Here is a 15,385-nt window from a genome sequence, read left to right on the forward strand (position 1 = left end):
GGTGAAGGCCCCCAAGGGCGTGGTCCAGCCACATAAAAACCGCAGTCCGGGCACAGAACAGCGCTTACCCGGCGTCGAAACTTTCGTTGCCGTCGTCGTTCGGTGATTTGTTCTTGGCGCGGTCGGTTCCGCTGCCGTCCGGCAGGCCGGCAGCATCCTGTCCGGATTCCGACGAGAAGGGTTCAGAACCCTGCGAATCGGCGTTGGCGTCGTTGATCTCCGCCTCGGCGGAGGGCACGTCGGCGTCGCGCGGAATGGGGGGTTCGCCCGGCTCGAACCCGGGATCATTGGTCTCCGCGCCGCCCAGCTCCTGTTCCGGCGTCGGCGTGCCGTAGCCGCCCACTTCCTCGTCCGGTTCCGTGCGCTGGTTGTCCTGACTCATGGTTCCTCCTGTTGTGGATGTGAATCTGACGTGCCCTCATCATTTGATTCGGCAAATAATCAGTAAACTTATCAAACGTTGCCCTTGGCGCAACTTCAGCCTAGTTTTGGAGCACACGCCTAGCCCGGGAGCAAGGAGAGACATGTCGGATGGGGAGGACTTCACCGGCAGCACCGGCCGGAATGAAACCCGCGAGGAGCAGCTTGACCGGAACTGGGCTGAGTTGCTGCAGGAACTCCGGGTGCTGCAGACCGGGGTCCAGATCCTGGCCGGTTTTCTCCTGACACTGCCGTTCCAGCAGCGGTTCGAGGACCTGGAAAATTTCCAGGTGGGCCTCTACCTCGTCAACGTGGTGATCGCGGCGCTGACCACCGCCTTTATCCTGCTTCCCGTCAGCGTCCACCGCCGACTCTTCCGCCAAAGGCTCAAGGAAACCCTGGTCTCCAGCGCGGACACCATTACCAAAATTGCCCTGGCCGGCGTGGGGATGCTCAGTGTCGGGACAGCCGCCCTGGTCTTTGACGTGACAGCGGGCCGCACCGCCGGCCTGACCGCTGGCGGAATCCTGCTGGCGGTCCTTCTGGTGCTGCTGGTCTACGTCCCGCTGCGTCTCAATAAACGCGCAGCCGAACAATAGCCAGGTCAGTAAGCTGCGGGGAATCCATTCGAAGGAGTGCACATGCGCACGTGGGCCAAAGGGCCTGAGCGGCGCGCGCCCAGGCAGCAGCAGCCCAAGCAGTAAGCCCAGCGCCGCCGGGGGCGCTTGCTGCCGGGGCTGGCTTCAGGCGCCTTCCAGAACCTGGCTGGTAGCCCAGGCCAGGTATTTTGCGGCGTTGGCGACGGCGTCTTCCGGGCTGGCCGCAACATCCAGCAGCTGCGCGGCGGCTACCACGCCGTGCACGGCCAGGTCCTCCGGCGTCACCAGGATCCGCCCCGCCACCACGATCACCGGGATCCCGCGTTCCCGGGCTGCGTCGGCGAGCGCGATGGGGGCTTTGCCGGTCAGCGACTGCGAGTCCATGGAACCCTCGCCGGTGATCACCAGGTCCGCGTCCTCCAGCTGGCCTGCGAGGCCGGTGAGCCCCGCGACGAGCGCGAACCCGCCTTCCAGCCGGGCGTTTGTGAAGGCAAGGAACGACGCCGGGAAGCCACCTGCCGCCCCGGCGCCCGGGATGTTGACGTCCCGGCCAGTGGCCTCGCGGAGTACGGACGCCCAGTTGCGGAGTCCGGCGTCGAGCTGTTCCATTGCGTCGTCGTCGGCACCCTTCTGGGCACCGAAGACGTGGGCCGCGCCGGCGGCGCCATAGAGCGGGTTCTGGACGTCCACGGCGATCCTGAACGTGGCGGCGGACAGGCGCGGGTCCAGTCCGGTGGTGTCGAGGGCTGCAACGTCGGCCAGTGATCCGCCGCCCAGCGGAACAACGTTGCCGGCGGCGTCCAGCGGCTTGAGTCCCAGCGCACGGAGGGCGCCGCTGCCGCCGTCGGTCATGGCCGATCCGCCCAGGCCCAGCACAATCTCGGTGGCTCCGGCGTCGAGGGCCGCGGCGATCAGCTGTCCGCAGCCGTAGCTGTGGGCCCGCAGGGCGTTGGCGGGGGTGGGCTCCATCTCGGCCAGGCCGGAGGCCTGCGCCGTCTCGATGACGGCGGTAGCACCGCCGTCGGCGTTCTTCCGGATGGCCCAGGCGGCGCCCACGGGGGCGAGGATGGGACCCACGACGGCGTTGAGCCGCTCCTCGTAGCCGGCCGAAACGGCAGCCTCCAGGGTTCCTTCACCGCCGTCGGCGATTGGAAACTGGTTGGCGACGGCGTCCGGGTAGACGCGCAGCGCACCTTCGGCGATGGCGGCGGCGGCCTCCGCGGCGGTGAGCGAGCCCTTGAACTTGTCCGGAGCGATGAGAATGCGCATGCGGTCCATCATGCCAGCCATATCCGGGAAAGCGCTTGCCCAATCCGGCATGCGGACAGCACGGGACGCCCTCTAACTGCCGGCGTCGGGATCCTTGGCCTTGAGCACCGCAAAGTAACCCGGTATGCGGCTATTCCCCCCGGCGTCCATCAGGGGGTTGGTCTCGATGGTCGCGGCCCCGTCCGCCACCAGCGTCCACCGGTCCCTGGGCATCACACGGGCGAGCTCCTGCGGTCCGAAGTGGCCCGGCATGGGCAGTGTCCGGATCGCGAGCTCCAGCGGGGCCGGGATGCTCCGCAGCGACGCACCCAGATGCGCGACATACTCCACCGGGTTGCCCTGGAAGTTCGTCTCCGCCAGGAAGACTGTGCCGCGGACGCCCACGAGCTGCCTCAGATTTTCCATGAGCGCGGCCTGATCGGCCTCGGTCAGGACATGCAGCACGCCCCGGACAAAGACGTTGGCATCCGTGGATCCCACCAGCCCGGAAGCCGCCTCCCGCTCGGTCATGTCACGAGCCAGGTAGCTGACACCCTCAACGCCCGCCGATTCGTCCCGGGCACGGGCCACCGCATGCGCAGACACGTCAACGCCCAGCACCTGCGGTGAAAAAGCAGTCAGCGCGCGGCTGAAGGCGCCGTGCCCGCACCCCACATCCACCACGGGAAGGCTGGGATCGAAGTGCCGCTGCAGGATGTCCCGGTAGCCCAGCAGCTCCTGGTCCGTACCGGAGTCCCACAGCACGTCACTGCGGGCGCCTGTCCGGGCGATTCCGGCCCAATACCTGTCCCAGGCCACGGTCCTGTTTTTGGGAGCCGACCAGGACAGCCTGATCAGTTTGGGCAGGATCAAGTACTTCCGCAAGGCGGCGAGCACCGGTTTCGCTGGGGATGGCATCGTACAAATATAGGACGCCGAACACGCGGCACCGGTTTGGCCGGGCGGGTACGTTCAGGCGGTGGCCGCGGTCCCCTTCAGCAGCCAGGCCATGGCGTCGTCTCGGGACGTAAAGAACCGGGTGGGGCAGGGCACTTTGTTGATGCCCAGGATGAAGTTGGCAAGTACTCTGTCAACGGGCGACGCCCCCAGCAGCGCAATGCGGGAGGCCTGGCAGGGGCGACCAAAAACCGTACGGGCTCCCCGGCTGACCTTGGCCGTGGTGGCCATATCCACCAGCATGGGGAGCCGGCGGGCGCCGCACAGGTCATTGACCTTCTGCATGGCCGCCTCAGCGTCGGATTCCGTAATGGACACACCCCGCGGCCACTTCAGCTGGATAACACCCCGTTCATCCAGCGTCAGGTCCGCCTTGGCCGCTTCTGCAGGCTGACTCGTCACGATTACCCTCCGCGCATTTTTATAGGAGCAGGTGTGCTCCGTCACCCTACAATGTACTCAGTCAGGAGCAAGCAGGTGCTCACTCAGGAGCCAAGGGGGCAGGTTTGCCAGCGGTCACACCACATTTCGCAACCGTGCCATACCTGGCTGTCGTTGCGGACCCCGACGCCGGGCGCCGGGAATTCACCACGGCGGCCCTGGAGGCGGCGGGCTTTACGGTCAAAACTGCCGGCGACGCGGCCAGACTGTCGGCGCTTCTGGACCAGCGCGAGCCCTCCGTCCTGATCCTGGACAGTTCACTCTCCGACGTCGACGCGACCGCCCCCGTGCTGGTCCTCGTGGATCTCGACAGTCCGGCAGAGGTCAAGTCAGAGGAGCATGCCGGCGTACGGGACTCCATCGCCAAGCCGCCTGCTGCCAAGGAACTCGTCCACCGCGCCGCAGCCCTGATCAACCTGGTCTCCCGCCGGAATGAAGCGCGGCAGGAAGCGGAGACGCTCCGCGAAAGGCTGCGGCAGGTATCCGCGGCGGTCCGCGGAACCAACCATCCGCAACAGATCGCCGACTTTGTGGTCAGGGGGTTCGGCGAGACGTTCGGCGCGGACCGCGTCTGGCTGACCACATTCGACGACGACAGGGTGCCACCCATCACCGCCCAGTGGCAGCGGCCCGGCCTGGCTCCGCTGCCCGAAGGATTGTTCACGGACGAAGACCCGGTGCGCAGGACGGCTGACGTACTGTGGTCGCGGGCTGAGGCCCTGACGGCGGACGGAGCGTTCGCACCGCTGGGCACCGGCGACGTCCAACTGCCGGCCGAACTCGCGAAACTGCGCGCCGCCGCATCCGTGGCCGTCCCGATGGGGGACGGCAGCTCGTCCCTGGGAATTATTTGGATCGCCCTGCTTAACTCGCCCAGGGAATGGTCGCGGGCCGAGCTGGCACTGATCCAGCACGTGGCCGGCAATACCGCCCACGGCCTGATCCAAAGCCACCTGATCACCAGCCAGCAGCAGGTGGTCAAGCAGCTCCAGCAGCTGGACAAAGCCAAAACCGACTTCCTGGCCACCGTCAACCATGAGCTCCGCACGCCGCTGACATCGATCATGGCGTACCTGGACATGATCCAGGAGAATACGTCCGCTCCCGTGTCCAGCGAGGTCCACCAGATGCTGGACATTGTGGTCAGGAACACGGAACGGCTGCGGTTGCTGATCGAAGACATGCTGAGCGTTTCCCGCAACGGGCATGAACAAAGCCCGCTGCACCTGACCCCTGTCCGGCTGGCCCGGACTCTGGAGATCGTCACCGCTGCGCTCAGGCCGCTCGCGAAGGTGCAGAACGTCGCCATTGTGATGGCCCAAGCCTCGGAGGATCAGGAAATCCTCGCCGATGAGGTTCAGTTGCAGCAGGTTTTCACGAATCTGGTCTCCAATGCCATCAAGTTCACCCCCGGCGGCGGACAGATCGATGTCGTCAGCCTGACGCGGGCAGATGCAGACGGCACGCGCTGGGCAACGGTCAGCGTCTCGGACAGCGGGATAGGGATCTCCAGCGACGAGATAGCCCACATCTTCACCCGCTTCTACCGCGCCTCGAACGCGATGTCCGGGGCGGTTCCGGGCACCGGACTTGGGCTCGCCATCACGCAGGACATCGTCCAACGCCACGGCGGCCGCATTGACGTAACCTCGGAGCTGGGCGTTGGCACCACTGTCACCGTGAACCTCCGCCTTGGAGCCCACGCGTCCCACGGAACCTGAACCCGGAAAGGAGGCACCAGATGTTCGCTGACGATGACCCCAGGCTCTCCCAGCTGCTCGATGGCATCGTCAGGCTCGCCTCCGGAGACCTCCAGTCGCGGATAGAAGTATCGCCGGCCCGGGACGAGCTCGACGCCATCATCATGGGCACCAACCTCCTGGCCGAGGACCTGCAGATCATCTACGAAGAGCTTGAGCAGCGTGTTGAGGTCCGCACACAGCTGCTGCACGAAGCCCACCGCGAAATGCAGATGATGGCCATGCAGGATCCCCTCACCGGCCTCGCGAACCGCTCGGCGCTTCTGTCCGCGCTGAAGTCCGCCCAGGACCACGACGGCGATCCCCTCAGCCAGCCCGTCATCCTCCTCCTTGACCTTGACGCCTTCAAATCCATCAACGACACCCTCGGCCACACTGCCGGCGATCAGGTCCTGATCACCGTGGCGCAACGCATCCGCAGCGCCGTCCGTACCAGCGACGTGGTTGCCCGGCTGGGCGGGGACGAGTTCGCCATCGTTATGCCGGCCACGGGCGCCGACCAGGCCGCCGTCGTAGGCCAGCGCATCCTGGCCGCCATCAAAGAACCCATTGACCTGCCTGACCGGACCGTCCGCTGCGGGGCGAGCGTAGGACTCAGCGTCGGGGCGGCCGGACGGAGGGCCGAGGACCTGCTGATGGAGGCCGATGTGGCCATGTACGCCTCCAAAGCCGAGGGCCAGAACCGGCTCCACGTCTTCGAACCCGGACTCCTGCTCATCCGGAGGCTCCGCAGCCAACTCCTGGAGGATCTCCGGGCCGCCATCAAGGGCAACGGCCTGGTGCTGCACTACCAGCCCGTGGTTGAACTGGGCAGCGGGCGCATTGAAGGGGTGGAAGCCCTGATCCGCTGGGACCACGCCACCCGCGGGCGCATCATGCCGGACGAGTTCATCCCGCTGGCAGAAGAAGCCGGCCTGATCTCCGAATTGGGCCTGTGGGTGCTCAACACGGCTGTAGGGCAGCTGCGCACCTGGATTGATGCCGACCTGGTGGACAGCCGGTTTTCCGTCCGGATCAACATCTCCGCGACGGATCTGCAGAGCCTGCAGTTCATCGAGGACGTCCGCGCCGTGCTCAAGGAGACAGGCGTCCGTCCCGAGCAGGTTGTCCTGGAGCTGACCGAAGCGGCCATCGTCAGGGGCAACGACCTGGACCGGTATTCCCTGGGCGGGCTGCGCGGGCTGGGGGTCGGGATCGAGATCGACGACTTCGGTACCGGATACTCCTCCATCAGCTACCTGCGCCGGCTCCCCGTGGACCGGGTCAAAGTGGACCGGTCCCTGATCGAGGGCCTGGGCACAGACCCCAGCCAGCCCGCACTGGTGGCTGCAGTCCTGCAGTTGGTGCGCGCCTGCGGGCTCGAAGCCGTGTGGGAAGGCGTGGAAACGGCGGAACAGGCCGAGCACCTGCGGAACCTCGGGTGCCTCAGCGCACAGGGCTATTTCTTCAGCAAACCCGTCCCGCCCGAACGGATTCCTGCGCTACTGGCCGAAACTTCTTCCGAAAGTAATAGAGGTTGATCGATTAAGGGCTGCGCTTTTGGATCATCCCGATATACGATCAAGTTGCGGTATCCGATTCTTCGAGGCCAGGAAGATCGGCATTAATCAGAAGTAGCGCATTCCGAAGGCAACTGGAAATTTGAAAATAAAGGGGCCAAGGAGCCATTACTTCGTCAACTGGGGGCGTTGCTAATGACGGTTCGGGTACAAGCTTGGGGAGTTATTGCGGCGGTTTTGGCGGATTCCGATCCTGCCGGCGCGGCAATACGTCAGCGCCTTAGCAACCGCTTGGGGGAAAACCCCGGCATGCCGGAACGGGCCCTCCTGGAATATCTTCTGGAACGCCGGCAACAGGACACCACAGACGCGGATACGCCTGACACCGCGCGCTTCCCACAGCCTCCCAGCGCCATGCCGCCGCAGGTGGCCGAGCAGCTGGATTCCCTGCGCAGCCTGTCGCGGATCAGCGCGCTACTGGAAAACCAGATGCTGATGACCGCGTTCCAGCCCATCTACGGCCTCGAGTCCAAGGCCGTTGTGGGCGTAGAGGCGTTGTCGCGCTTTGTCAGCGACGACGGCGCCAGCGCGGAACTCTGGTTCGCCGAGGCGGCCGCCGTTGGATTGGGCGCCAACCTGGAATTCTCGGCACTCGCGTCCGCAGCCGCCGCAGCCGCAAAACTCCCCCCGCACGTCTATGTCGCCCTGAACATCTCCCCCACGTCATGCCTGGATCCCCGGCTGCCCGAATTGTTCGACCACATCGAGCTGCCAATAGACCGCATTGTGCTCGAATTGACGGACGGAATTCCGGACGAGGAATACTCGCATTTCGTTTCCGCAATTACGCCGCTCCGGGAACGCGGGCTGCGCATTGCAATCGATGATTCACACCCCGGCGCGGGCGCCCTCAGCCGGATGCTCCATCTGCGGCCCGACTTCATCAAGCTGGGCAGGAACGTGATCAGCGGCGTGGACACGGATACGTCCCAGCACGCCCTGGCCGCTTGCCTGGTGGACTTCGCGGAGCAGATCGGCAGTATTCTGGTGGCCGAGGGTGTTGAAACCGCCGAGGAACTGATGGTCCTCACCGATTTGGGCTTCAGCGCCGGCCAGGGCTACCTGCTGGGCCGGCCCTCGGTGCAGCCTAAGGATTGGGCGGCATGGAATACGCCGCTTGACCCCGACGGGCTCCGCCGCCTCGCCGCCGCAGCCGATCACGCGCACGGTCCTGGCGGCTCCGACTGACGGAAGTCAGCTGCCGGGCCACTCGCCTCGTTCCTGCAGGACCTGCTTCAGCAGATCCGCGCGGTCCGTCAGGATCCCGTCCACGCCCAGGTCCAGCAACCGGTGCATCTCGGCGGGGTGGTTGATGGTCCACACATGGACCACCAGGCCCACGGCGTGCGCCCGCCGCACATAGGCGGGCGTCACCACGCGGATCGCACCATAGCGGACCGGAACCTGCAGCGCCTGGACATCCCGCAACGGACCCCGCAGCACAAAGCGCAGCCACGCGGCCGGAAGCACAGGGCCCAAGAGGACGAACAGTGCGTTCGTCACCATCCCGGCCGACGACGCCACCGGACGGCTCAGCAGCTTCAGCACCGCCCGGCGTCGGCGGTCCGAAAAACTGGCCACCAGGACCCGGTCATGCGCGCCGTGCCGTTCGATGCCGGCGGCCAGGCTTTGCACGGAGTTCCAGTCTTTGACGTCCAGGTTCAGCCGGGCGGCCGGGAAGGCCGTCAGCAGGTCATCGAAGAGCGGCACGGGCTCGCGCCCGCCGATCCGTGCGGTGGAAACCTCGGCGGCGGTCAGCTCGGAAATCCGGCCACGGCCGTCAGTCACCCGGTCCAGGGTGTCGTCGTGGAAGAGCAGCAGCACGCCGTCGGAGGTGGTGTGCACATCCGTCTCGAGGTACTCATAGCCAAGTTCGGCGGCGGCCCGGAAGGCGGCCATCGAGTTCTCCAGCCCCTCCCGCGAGAATCCGCGGTGGGCCATGGCGATGGGATGCGAGGGACGGGCAGCACCGCCGGAAGCATCAAAAAACGGCTCAGTCACGTTTGCGAGCGTACCGGAGCCGCTGGGCTATGCGTCCTGCGGCACAATCTCCACGCCGTCACTGCAGTGCAGCAGCGTGCGGCCGTGGCCGTCGTCCAGATCCACCCACACAGCGGTGTGGTCCCACGTGATGGCGTCCACGAAGCCGCTGGTTTCGTAGCCCGGGGCGCGGCGGACGCGCACGCGGTCGCCCTCTTTCAGTGCCTTCCAGTGCGCAGCCGGCTCTGCCGGGCGCAGCGGCGCTTCGGCCGCGCGTTGGTTGCCGTTCCTTGCCATGACTTCCCCTTTAGCCGCGGATGTGTATCCGTAGCCCACGGTAGGCGGCAAACGTGAACGGAAGGTGAGCGGAAGCTGTGAATTCCGGCTACAGAGCCGGGATCAGGACAGCTCTACGCCCAGCGCAGCGAGCCTGGCCTCGAGGATCTGGGCCACGCCGTCGTCGTCAAAATGGGGCGCCTGCTGCCCGGCGGCGCTGATGGCGTCCGGATGGCCGCTGGCCATGGCGTACCCGTGGCCTGCCCAACGCAGCATCTCGACGTCGTTGGGCATGTCCCCGAACGCCACGACGTCGGCCGCGTCGATGGACAGGGAGTTGGCGTATTCGGCCAGGGTGACGGCCTTGTTGACGCCGGGGAGGGACAGTTCCAGCATCGCCACGGTGGGCGCGGAGTGCGTGGCGGACGCAAGATGGGCGACGGCGGGCCGCACCGCGGCCAGGAAGTCGTCCGCGGTGCCATCCCTGACAATTGCCAGGAACTTCACGACGGCGTCGTCCGGGGTGAGCGTTTCGGCCAGCGGGGCGGGGGTAAATTCGGCCAGCAGCTCGCTGGAACCGTTCTCGATGAAACCGGGCTCGAGATGGAATCCGCTCAGCGTTTCCGCGGCGAAGAGAGCGGCCGGGCGCAGTTCCTTGATGATCCGCCGCAGTTCCAGCACCGCCTCCATGCCCAGCGTCCGGGCGGAAACCAGCCGGTCCGCTTCGAGGTCCCACACCACGGCGCCGTTGGAGCAGATGACCGTGCCGGTGTGGCCAAGCTGTTCCTCCAGCGGGTGGAGCCAGCGCGGCGGGCGGCCGGTGACAAAAACGAGCTCGATGCCAGCGTCCCGGCAGGCGTGGAAGGCCCGGACGGTGCGGTCGCTGATCTTTCCGTCGTGCCCAAGAATCGTTCCGTCAATATCACTTGCTACCAGCCGCATCCTGCCAGTCTACGTGGAGCGGCGGGCTTCCCGGGCCGTGAAGCCTCCTCCCTGGGCTGGCCTATTGGAGTCGCCCGGCGACGTTTTTTGACGCCGCGCTACGTTCTGTTGAGCCTGCGCGTCGTTGCGTGAACGTCCGTGTCCGGTGCCGTTGTGGGGGGTGGGGGCCGTCCGTAACCTCATCTTCAACATCTCCGCAAGCAAAGGAAATACCGTGACAACTCCCCCGGATAACACTCCGCAAAACCAGCCGGCCACCACCCGCATCGTGGCCGGCCAGGCTTCCGCTCCGAAGCGTCCGCTCGGCCTGAAGATCGGCATCGTGGCCGGCGTTCTGGCGCTGGTCGGCGGCGGCGTGGCTGTGGCCTCGGCCGTCTCCGGCAACAACGCCGCCACCTCCGCGGCGTCCTCCGCCGCCCCTGCCGGCAACCTGGCAGCTGAGCTCAAACTCGGCTACTTCGGCAACGTAACGCACGCACCCGCCTTGGTGGGTGTCAGCCAGGGCCACATCGCCAAAGAGCTGGGCGATACGAAGCTCAGCACGCAGGTCTTCAACGCCGGGCCCGCCGCGATCGAGGCCCTGAACGCCGGCGCCATCGACGCCACCTACATCGGCCCCAACCCGGCCATCAACTCGTTCGTCAAGAGCGGCGGCGAGTCCATCAGCATCATCGCCGGAGCGGCCGCAGGCGGTGCGCAGCTGGTGGTCAAGCCGGAAATCACCTCCGCCGCGGACCTGAAGGGCAAGACCCTCGCCTCCCCGCAGCTCGGTGGCACCCAGGACGTGGCGCTCCGCGCCTGGCTCGCCGCCCAGGGCTACAAAACCAACGTGGACGGCAGCGGCGACGTCGCCATCAACCCCACCGAAAACGCCCAGACGCTGAAACTGTTCCAGGACGGAAAGCTCGACGGCGCGTGGCTGCCGGAGCCCTGGGCCTCCCGCCTGGTGCTCACCGCCGGAGCCAAGGTCCTGGTGGACGAAAAGGACCTCTGGGACGGCTCACTCTCCGGCAAGGCCGGCGAGTTCCCCACCACCATCCTGATCGTCAACAAGAAGTTCGCCGCCGAGCACCCGGACACCGTAAAGGCGCTCCTTAAAGGCCACGCCAAGTCCGTTGACTGGCTGAACAGCGCTGCTGCCGCCGAGAAGGCCAGCGTCATCAACGCAGCCCTCAAGGAAGCGGCCGGCGCCGAACTCAAGGCCGACGTGATCGAGCGGTCCCTGAAGAACATCGTCTTCACGGTGGATCCGCTCGCCGGAACCTACCCCAAGCTGCTCAAGGACGGTGTGGAAGCCGGCACCACCAAGCAGGCGGACATCAAAGGCATCTTTGACCTGACGGCCCTGAACCAAGTGACCGGGCAGAAGACTTCAGCCGCCGGACTCGGCAAGGAATAACCCGCGTTCAACCCGCCCGCTTGCCTGCAACTCCTCCGGATTGCAGACAGTGGGCGGGTTTTTCGCGATCCCTCAGGGTTCCTTTTCGAGCCGACCGGCCGGGTCGATAATGACCCTATGGTTCGCTTCACCGCCGACGTTCAGCTGCGGGGCTCCAACCCATTCGTGGATGTTCCGGCGGCAGCCGTGGCTGAGCTGCTGCCGCGTGCGGAGCATGGCCGGATCAGGGTGACCGGCACTCTCAGGGGTGCGGAGTTCAACGCCACGGTGATGCCGGGCAGGTCCGGCCAGCACGTCCTGTATCTTTCCGGCGGCCTGCGGACGGCAACGGGCGTGCGCGTCGGGGAAACGGTCACAGTGGACGTTCACGCGCTCGGCTCCGGCGAGGTCATCCCGCCCGGAGATTTGGCTGCCGCCCTGAACGCGGCTGTAGGAGCGGCTGGCAACTGGGGGCAGCTGCCCGTTTCGCAGCGGCGGGAGCTGATGCGTTTCCTCGAGGACGCGCGGACCCCGTTGACGCGGGCGCGCCGCGTTGAACAGCTCGTGGCCCAGGTGCTGGGCGCGGACGTCCCGCCACCGGGCCGGCGTACTGGCCGCGCCTTGTGGACCTGCCCCTCTTGCGGACGGCAGTTTGTCACGCGGAACATGAACCATTCCTGCTCACAGCACACCCTCGACGAGCCGTTCCGCGGCAGGCCAGCCAGCATCCACCGGCTGTTCGAGGTGGTTCGCCGGACGGTTGAGGCGATCGGCCCGGTAACGCTTGTTCCGTACCGGGACCGTGTCGCCTTTATGGTTCGGGTCCGGTTCGCCGGGGTCAAACCCGCGAACAAGTGGCTCGATGTGGAGTTCTGGCTCACGCGCCGGGTTGAGTCGCCCAGATTCCGACGGATTGAAACGCTGTCTCCGTACACACATCTGTACACGGTGCGCGTGACCGAGGCATCCGACGTCGACGGCGAACTTGCCGCCTGGCTCCGCGAGGCCTACGCGGTGGGCTGCCAGGAGCACCTGCGCAGCCCGGAGCCCTGAACGCCAGCCACCCCCTACCAGGGGGTGTTGCAGCCGCCTCGTCAGCGTCCGAGCTCGCGCATGGTTTTGAGCAGCGTGCCGTGGATGTAGGTGAGCTCGGGCGAGTCCTGGCTCCAGCCCCTTTCAGAATCCTCCTGCGAGGCAAAGCCGGCCTCTGCTCCGTCCGGCTCCCATGAAGGGGCTTCCCCGTGTTGCCAGATCCACCACAGGTTGCGCCACGGGTCCAGCACTCGGGCGAACTGTGTGCCGTACAAGTCCGTGGGATCGGTGACAACACTCCCGCCCAGGCCCTGGGCCTGTTCGAGGATGGCGGGGAGATCGTCCACGTATACCTGGAGCAGGCTGGGGGTGAACGGCCAGTCCGGTTTGCGGTCGGCAACCATCACCACTGAGTCGCCGATCTTCAGCTCCGAGTGCAGAATCAGGCCATCGGTGTCGAGGGTGCGCGCTTCCGGCACTTCCCGAGCTCCAAAAACCTTCGCCAGGAAATCGATCATCCCGGCTGCGTCCGTGGTGATGATGAACGGGTTGACGGTGTTGTACCCCTCGGGGGCCGTCGGCGTTGCCCGGGTATCGCCATTTGCGCTCATGATTTTCTCCTTTGGTTACCGCGTCTGCTGACACAATCAACGATGCCTCCTATAGCGGCCAGTTATTGACCGCTATAGGAATTAGGGTGGAGAAATGTCCACCAGTTTCCGCATGCTGCAGCTGTTATCCCTGTTGCAGACGCACCGCTATTGGTCCGGTGCCGATCTCGCCCATCGCCTTGAGGTGAGCGCCCGCACGCTGCGGCGTGACGTCGACCGGCTGCGCGAACTGGGTTACCCGGTGGAGGCCGGCCGCGGCGTTGGCGGAGGGTACCAGCTCGCCGCCGGCGCAACCCTGCCACCGCTGGTGCTCGACGACGAGGAAGCAGTTGCCATCGCCGTCGGCCTGCACACCGGAGCCCAGGGCCCGGTGGCGGGAATCGAGGCTCCGTCCGTCCGTGCGCTGACCAAGGTAATACAGGTGATGCCGCCCCGGCTGCGGGAGCGGGTGGACGCGCTGCGCGCCATGACGGTCCCGGCCGTATGGGCAGACGCCATTCCGGCGGGCGACGTCGGATCGGCGGTTCTTACGCTGATCGCACAAGCCTGCCGGGATGCCGAACGCCTGCGGTTCACATACGCCCGCGTGGACGGCCAGCCGAGTGAGCGGTACGTCGAACCGCACCGGCTGGTCTCCCTGGGCCGGCACTGGTACCTGGTTGCCTACGACTTGGTCCGGCACGACTGGCGAAGCTTCCGCCTCGACCGGCTGGCCAACGCCCAGAGAACCGGTGGGCGGTTCCGTCCGCGCGATCTGCCCGGCGGGGACGCTGCAGATTTTGTCCGGACCGGCATCGAGAACGTTCCGCGGCGGTACCAAGTCGAAGTATTAATCCGCGCGCCGGCAGCTGCAGTCCGGACGGAAGTTGGCCGCTGGGCCGCCGTCGAAGAAATAAGCGATCAGGAAAGCCTGCTGCGGGCGGACGTGGACGCCCTTGAATGGATAGCACTTTTCCTCGGCGCGGTCGGGGCCGACTTCGAAGTGCGCTCCCCACCCGAACTCACCTCGTACCTGCGCGAATGGGGTGAGCGTTTCACCCGCGCAACCAACATTTGAACTCCATCGATTGCTCCCCACCGGTCCCCTCGCCTCGCAAGCTCGGCCAGGGAACCCTACCGGCGTGGGCCCAGGCCCTTTGGACCCCTCAAAACGGCGTCTACGGAGCAATCGATGAGGGGAAACGTTGCTACTCCGCCGGAACCGCGTTCAGTTCGGCGCGCGTAGGCGGGTTGGCGCCCGGGCGGGAAACAGTAATGGCCGCCGCGCGGGCTGCGTGGGCCAGGAGTTCGGCCAGGCCCTCGGCCGGAAGTTCGCGCAGGTCCTTGCGGTTCTGCGCGCCGTCCAGGCCGCGGTCCACGATCCCCGACAGCAGCGCGGCCATAAAGGAATCACCGGCGCCCACGGTGTCCGCCACTTCCACGCGGGGCGCGTCGATCGCGGCTTCACCCGCGGCCGTAATGCCCCACGGTCCGGCCGCGCCGCGCGTAACCACCACCAGGGCCGGCCCCTCAGAGCCGCCCAGCGACAGCCACCGGCGCGCTGATTCCAAGGCGTCCACGCCCGGGTACAGCCACTCCAGATCCTCGTCCGAGGCCTTGACCACGTCCGCAAGGGTGACAAACTTCTCCGCCTGCGTTCGCGCATAATCCACGTCCGTGATGATGCTGGGCCGGCAGTTGGGATCGAAGCTGATCGTGGCGGCGGGGTGGGCGTGCTCGACGGCGGCGAGCACCGCCGCGGCGCCCGGCGCCAGCATCGTGGCGATGGAGCCGGTGTGCAGCAGGGTGGTTCCCTGCAGCATAAAGGCGAGGCGGTCCGAAAGGCCGGGAAGCTCCCAGGCGAGGTCGAACGTGTAGGTGGCGGCGCCGTCGTCGTCAATTACGGCGGTGGCCACACTGGTTGGCAGCTCGTCCGGGCCCAACGGCAGCATGACGGAGCTGGAGCGCAGGTGCGCCGCCACCGAATCCCCGTAGGCGTCGCGGCCGTAACGGCCGACGAACTGTACGGGATGGTCCAGGCGGGCCAGGCCCACCGCGACATTAAGGGGACTGCCGCCCACGTGGGCTTCGATTCCGGAGGCGCGCTGGACAACGTCAACAAGGCCCTCGCCTATAACTGTGAGCATGGTCATACTCTGCCAGAGATGCGCCCGCCTACACAGGCGTGTTACGCGTCGCCTAC

The 15,385-nt window shown here is 66.4% G+C and carries 16 protein-coding genes; 7 read left to right on the forward strand and 9 right to left on the reverse strand.

Annotation, left to right across the window (positions count from 1 at the left end):
• Positions 1-64: 64 nt before the first annotated feature.
• A complete protein-coding gene (locus MUN23_RS07380) occupies positions 65-382 on the reverse strand; it encodes a hypothetical protein (RefSeq protein WP_248763219.1) in 318 nt (105 codons plus the stop codon).
• Between the two features lie 142 nt (positions 383-524).
• On the opposite strand from MUN23_RS07380, the gene MUN23_RS07385 reads away from it, so the two are divergent.
• Positions 525-1,019, forward strand: coding sequence for a DUF6328 family protein (locus MUN23_RS07385; protein WP_248763220.1), 495 nt, complete (start codon positions 525-527; stop codon positions 1,017-1,019).
• 144 nt (positions 1,020-1,163) lie between these two features.
• Here the strand turns inward: MUN23_RS07385 and MUN23_RS07390 are convergent, their stop codons facing one another.
• From MUN23_RS07390 to MUN23_RS07400, 3 genes are all read right to left on the reverse strand, one after another.
• Positions 1,164-2,288 carry a glycerate kinase gene (locus MUN23_RS07390; RefSeq protein WP_248763221.1) on the reverse strand — a complete coding sequence of 375 codons (1,125 nt, stop codon included), beginning with the start codon at positions 2,286-2,288 and terminating at the stop codon, positions 1,164-1,166.
• Positions 2,289-2,360: 72 nt separating this feature from the next.
• On the reverse strand, positions 2,361-3,185 hold the full coding sequence (locus tag MUN23_RS07395) for a class I SAM-dependent methyltransferase (RefSeq protein ID WP_248763222.1): 825 nt from the start codon (positions 3,183-3,185) through the stop codon (positions 2,361-2,363).
• 54 nt (positions 3,186-3,239) lie between these two features.
• Entirely contained in the window at positions 3,240-3,626 is a 387-nt protein-coding gene (locus tag MUN23_RS07400; RefSeq protein WP_248763223.1) for an STAS/SEC14 domain-containing protein, read from the reverse strand.
• A 134-nt stretch (positions 3,627-3,760) separates the two neighbouring features.
• On the opposite strand from MUN23_RS07400, the gene MUN23_RS07405 reads away from it, so the two are divergent.
• From MUN23_RS07405 to MUN23_RS07415, 3 genes are all read left to right on the forward strand, one after another.
• Positions 3,761-5,386, forward strand: coding sequence for an ATP-binding protein (locus MUN23_RS07405; protein WP_248763224.1), 1,626 nt, complete (start codon positions 3,761-3,763; stop codon positions 5,384-5,386).
• A 20-nt stretch (positions 5,387-5,406) separates the two neighbouring features.
• Positions 5,407-6,945, forward strand: coding sequence for a bifunctional diguanylate cyclase/phosphodiesterase (locus tag MUN23_RS07410; RefSeq protein ID WP_248763225.1), 1,539 nt, complete (start codon positions 5,407-5,409; stop codon positions 6,943-6,945).
• 288 nt (positions 6,946-7,233) lie between these two features.
• Positions 7,234-8,172: an EAL domain-containing protein gene (locus tag MUN23_RS07415; RefSeq protein WP_248763226.1), complete on the forward strand. Its 939-nt coding sequence runs from the start codon at positions 7,234-7,236 to the stop codon at positions 8,170-8,172.
• A gap of 6 nt (positions 8,173-8,178) precedes the next feature.
• Here MUN23_RS07415 and MUN23_RS07420 read toward each other — a convergent pair whose 3' ends face one another.
• The 3 genes from MUN23_RS07420 to MUN23_RS07430 all read right to left on the reverse strand — a co-directional run bounded on the left by MUN23_RS07420 (position 8,179) and on the right by MUN23_RS07430 (position 10,182).
• The gene (locus MUN23_RS07420) at positions 8,179-8,985 is read right to left on the reverse strand and encodes a glycerophosphodiester phosphodiesterase (protein WP_371875990.1); all 807 of its coding nucleotides are present in this window, start codon (positions 8,983-8,985) and stop codon (positions 8,179-8,181) included.
• Positions 8,986-9,012: 27 nt separating this feature from the next.
• Complete coding sequence (locus MUN23_RS07425; RefSeq protein ID WP_056347627.1) at positions 9,013-9,261, reverse strand: hypothetical protein; 249 nt, start codon at positions 9,259-9,261, stop codon at positions 9,013-9,015.
• 102 nt (positions 9,262-9,363) lie between these two features.
• Positions 9,364-10,182: an HAD family hydrolase gene (locus tag MUN23_RS07430; RefSeq protein WP_248763227.1), complete on the reverse strand. Its 819-nt coding sequence runs from the start codon at positions 10,180-10,182 to the stop codon at positions 9,364-9,366.
• A gap of 214 nt (positions 10,183-10,396) precedes the next feature.
• On the opposite strand from MUN23_RS07430, the gene MUN23_RS07435 reads away from it, so the two are divergent.
• Positions 10,397-11,581: an ABC transporter substrate-binding protein gene (locus MUN23_RS07435; protein ID WP_248763228.1), complete on the forward strand. Its 1,185-nt coding sequence runs from the start codon at positions 10,397-10,399 to the stop codon at positions 11,579-11,581.
• 117 nt (positions 11,582-11,698) lie between these two features.
• The gene (locus MUN23_RS07440) at positions 11,699-12,613 is read left to right on the forward strand and encodes a DUF1905 domain-containing protein (RefSeq protein ID WP_248763229.1); all 915 of its coding nucleotides are present in this window, start codon (positions 11,699-11,701) and stop codon (positions 12,611-12,613) included.
• 41 nt (positions 12,614-12,654) lie between these two features.
• On the opposite strand, the gene MUN23_RS07445 is transcribed toward MUN23_RS07440, so the two are convergent.
• Positions 12,655-13,203, reverse strand: coding sequence for a glyoxalase/bleomycin resistance/extradiol dioxygenase family protein (locus MUN23_RS07445; RefSeq protein ID WP_248763230.1), 549 nt, complete (start codon positions 13,201-13,203; stop codon positions 12,655-12,657).
• 94 nt (positions 13,204-13,297) lie between these two features.
• Here MUN23_RS07445 and MUN23_RS07450 point away from each other — a divergent pair, with 94 nt between their 5' ends.
• Complete coding sequence (locus MUN23_RS07450) at positions 13,298-14,260, forward strand: YafY family protein (RefSeq protein ID WP_248763231.1); 963 nt, start codon at positions 13,298-13,300, stop codon at positions 14,258-14,260.
• 130 nt (positions 14,261-14,390) lie between these two features.
• On the opposite strand, the gene MUN23_RS07455 is transcribed toward MUN23_RS07450, so the two are convergent.
• Positions 14,391-15,329 carry a PfkB family carbohydrate kinase gene (locus tag MUN23_RS07455; RefSeq protein ID WP_248763232.1) on the reverse strand — a complete coding sequence of 313 codons (939 nt, stop codon included), beginning with the start codon at positions 15,327-15,329 and terminating at the stop codon, positions 14,391-14,393.
• Between the last annotated feature and the right edge of the window lie 56 nt (positions 15,330-15,385).

The sequence above is a fragment of the Pseudarthrobacter sp. SSS035 genome (assembly GCF_023273875.1).
Lineage (GTDB): Bacteria > Actinomycetota > Actinomycetes > Actinomycetales > Micrococcaceae > Arthrobacter.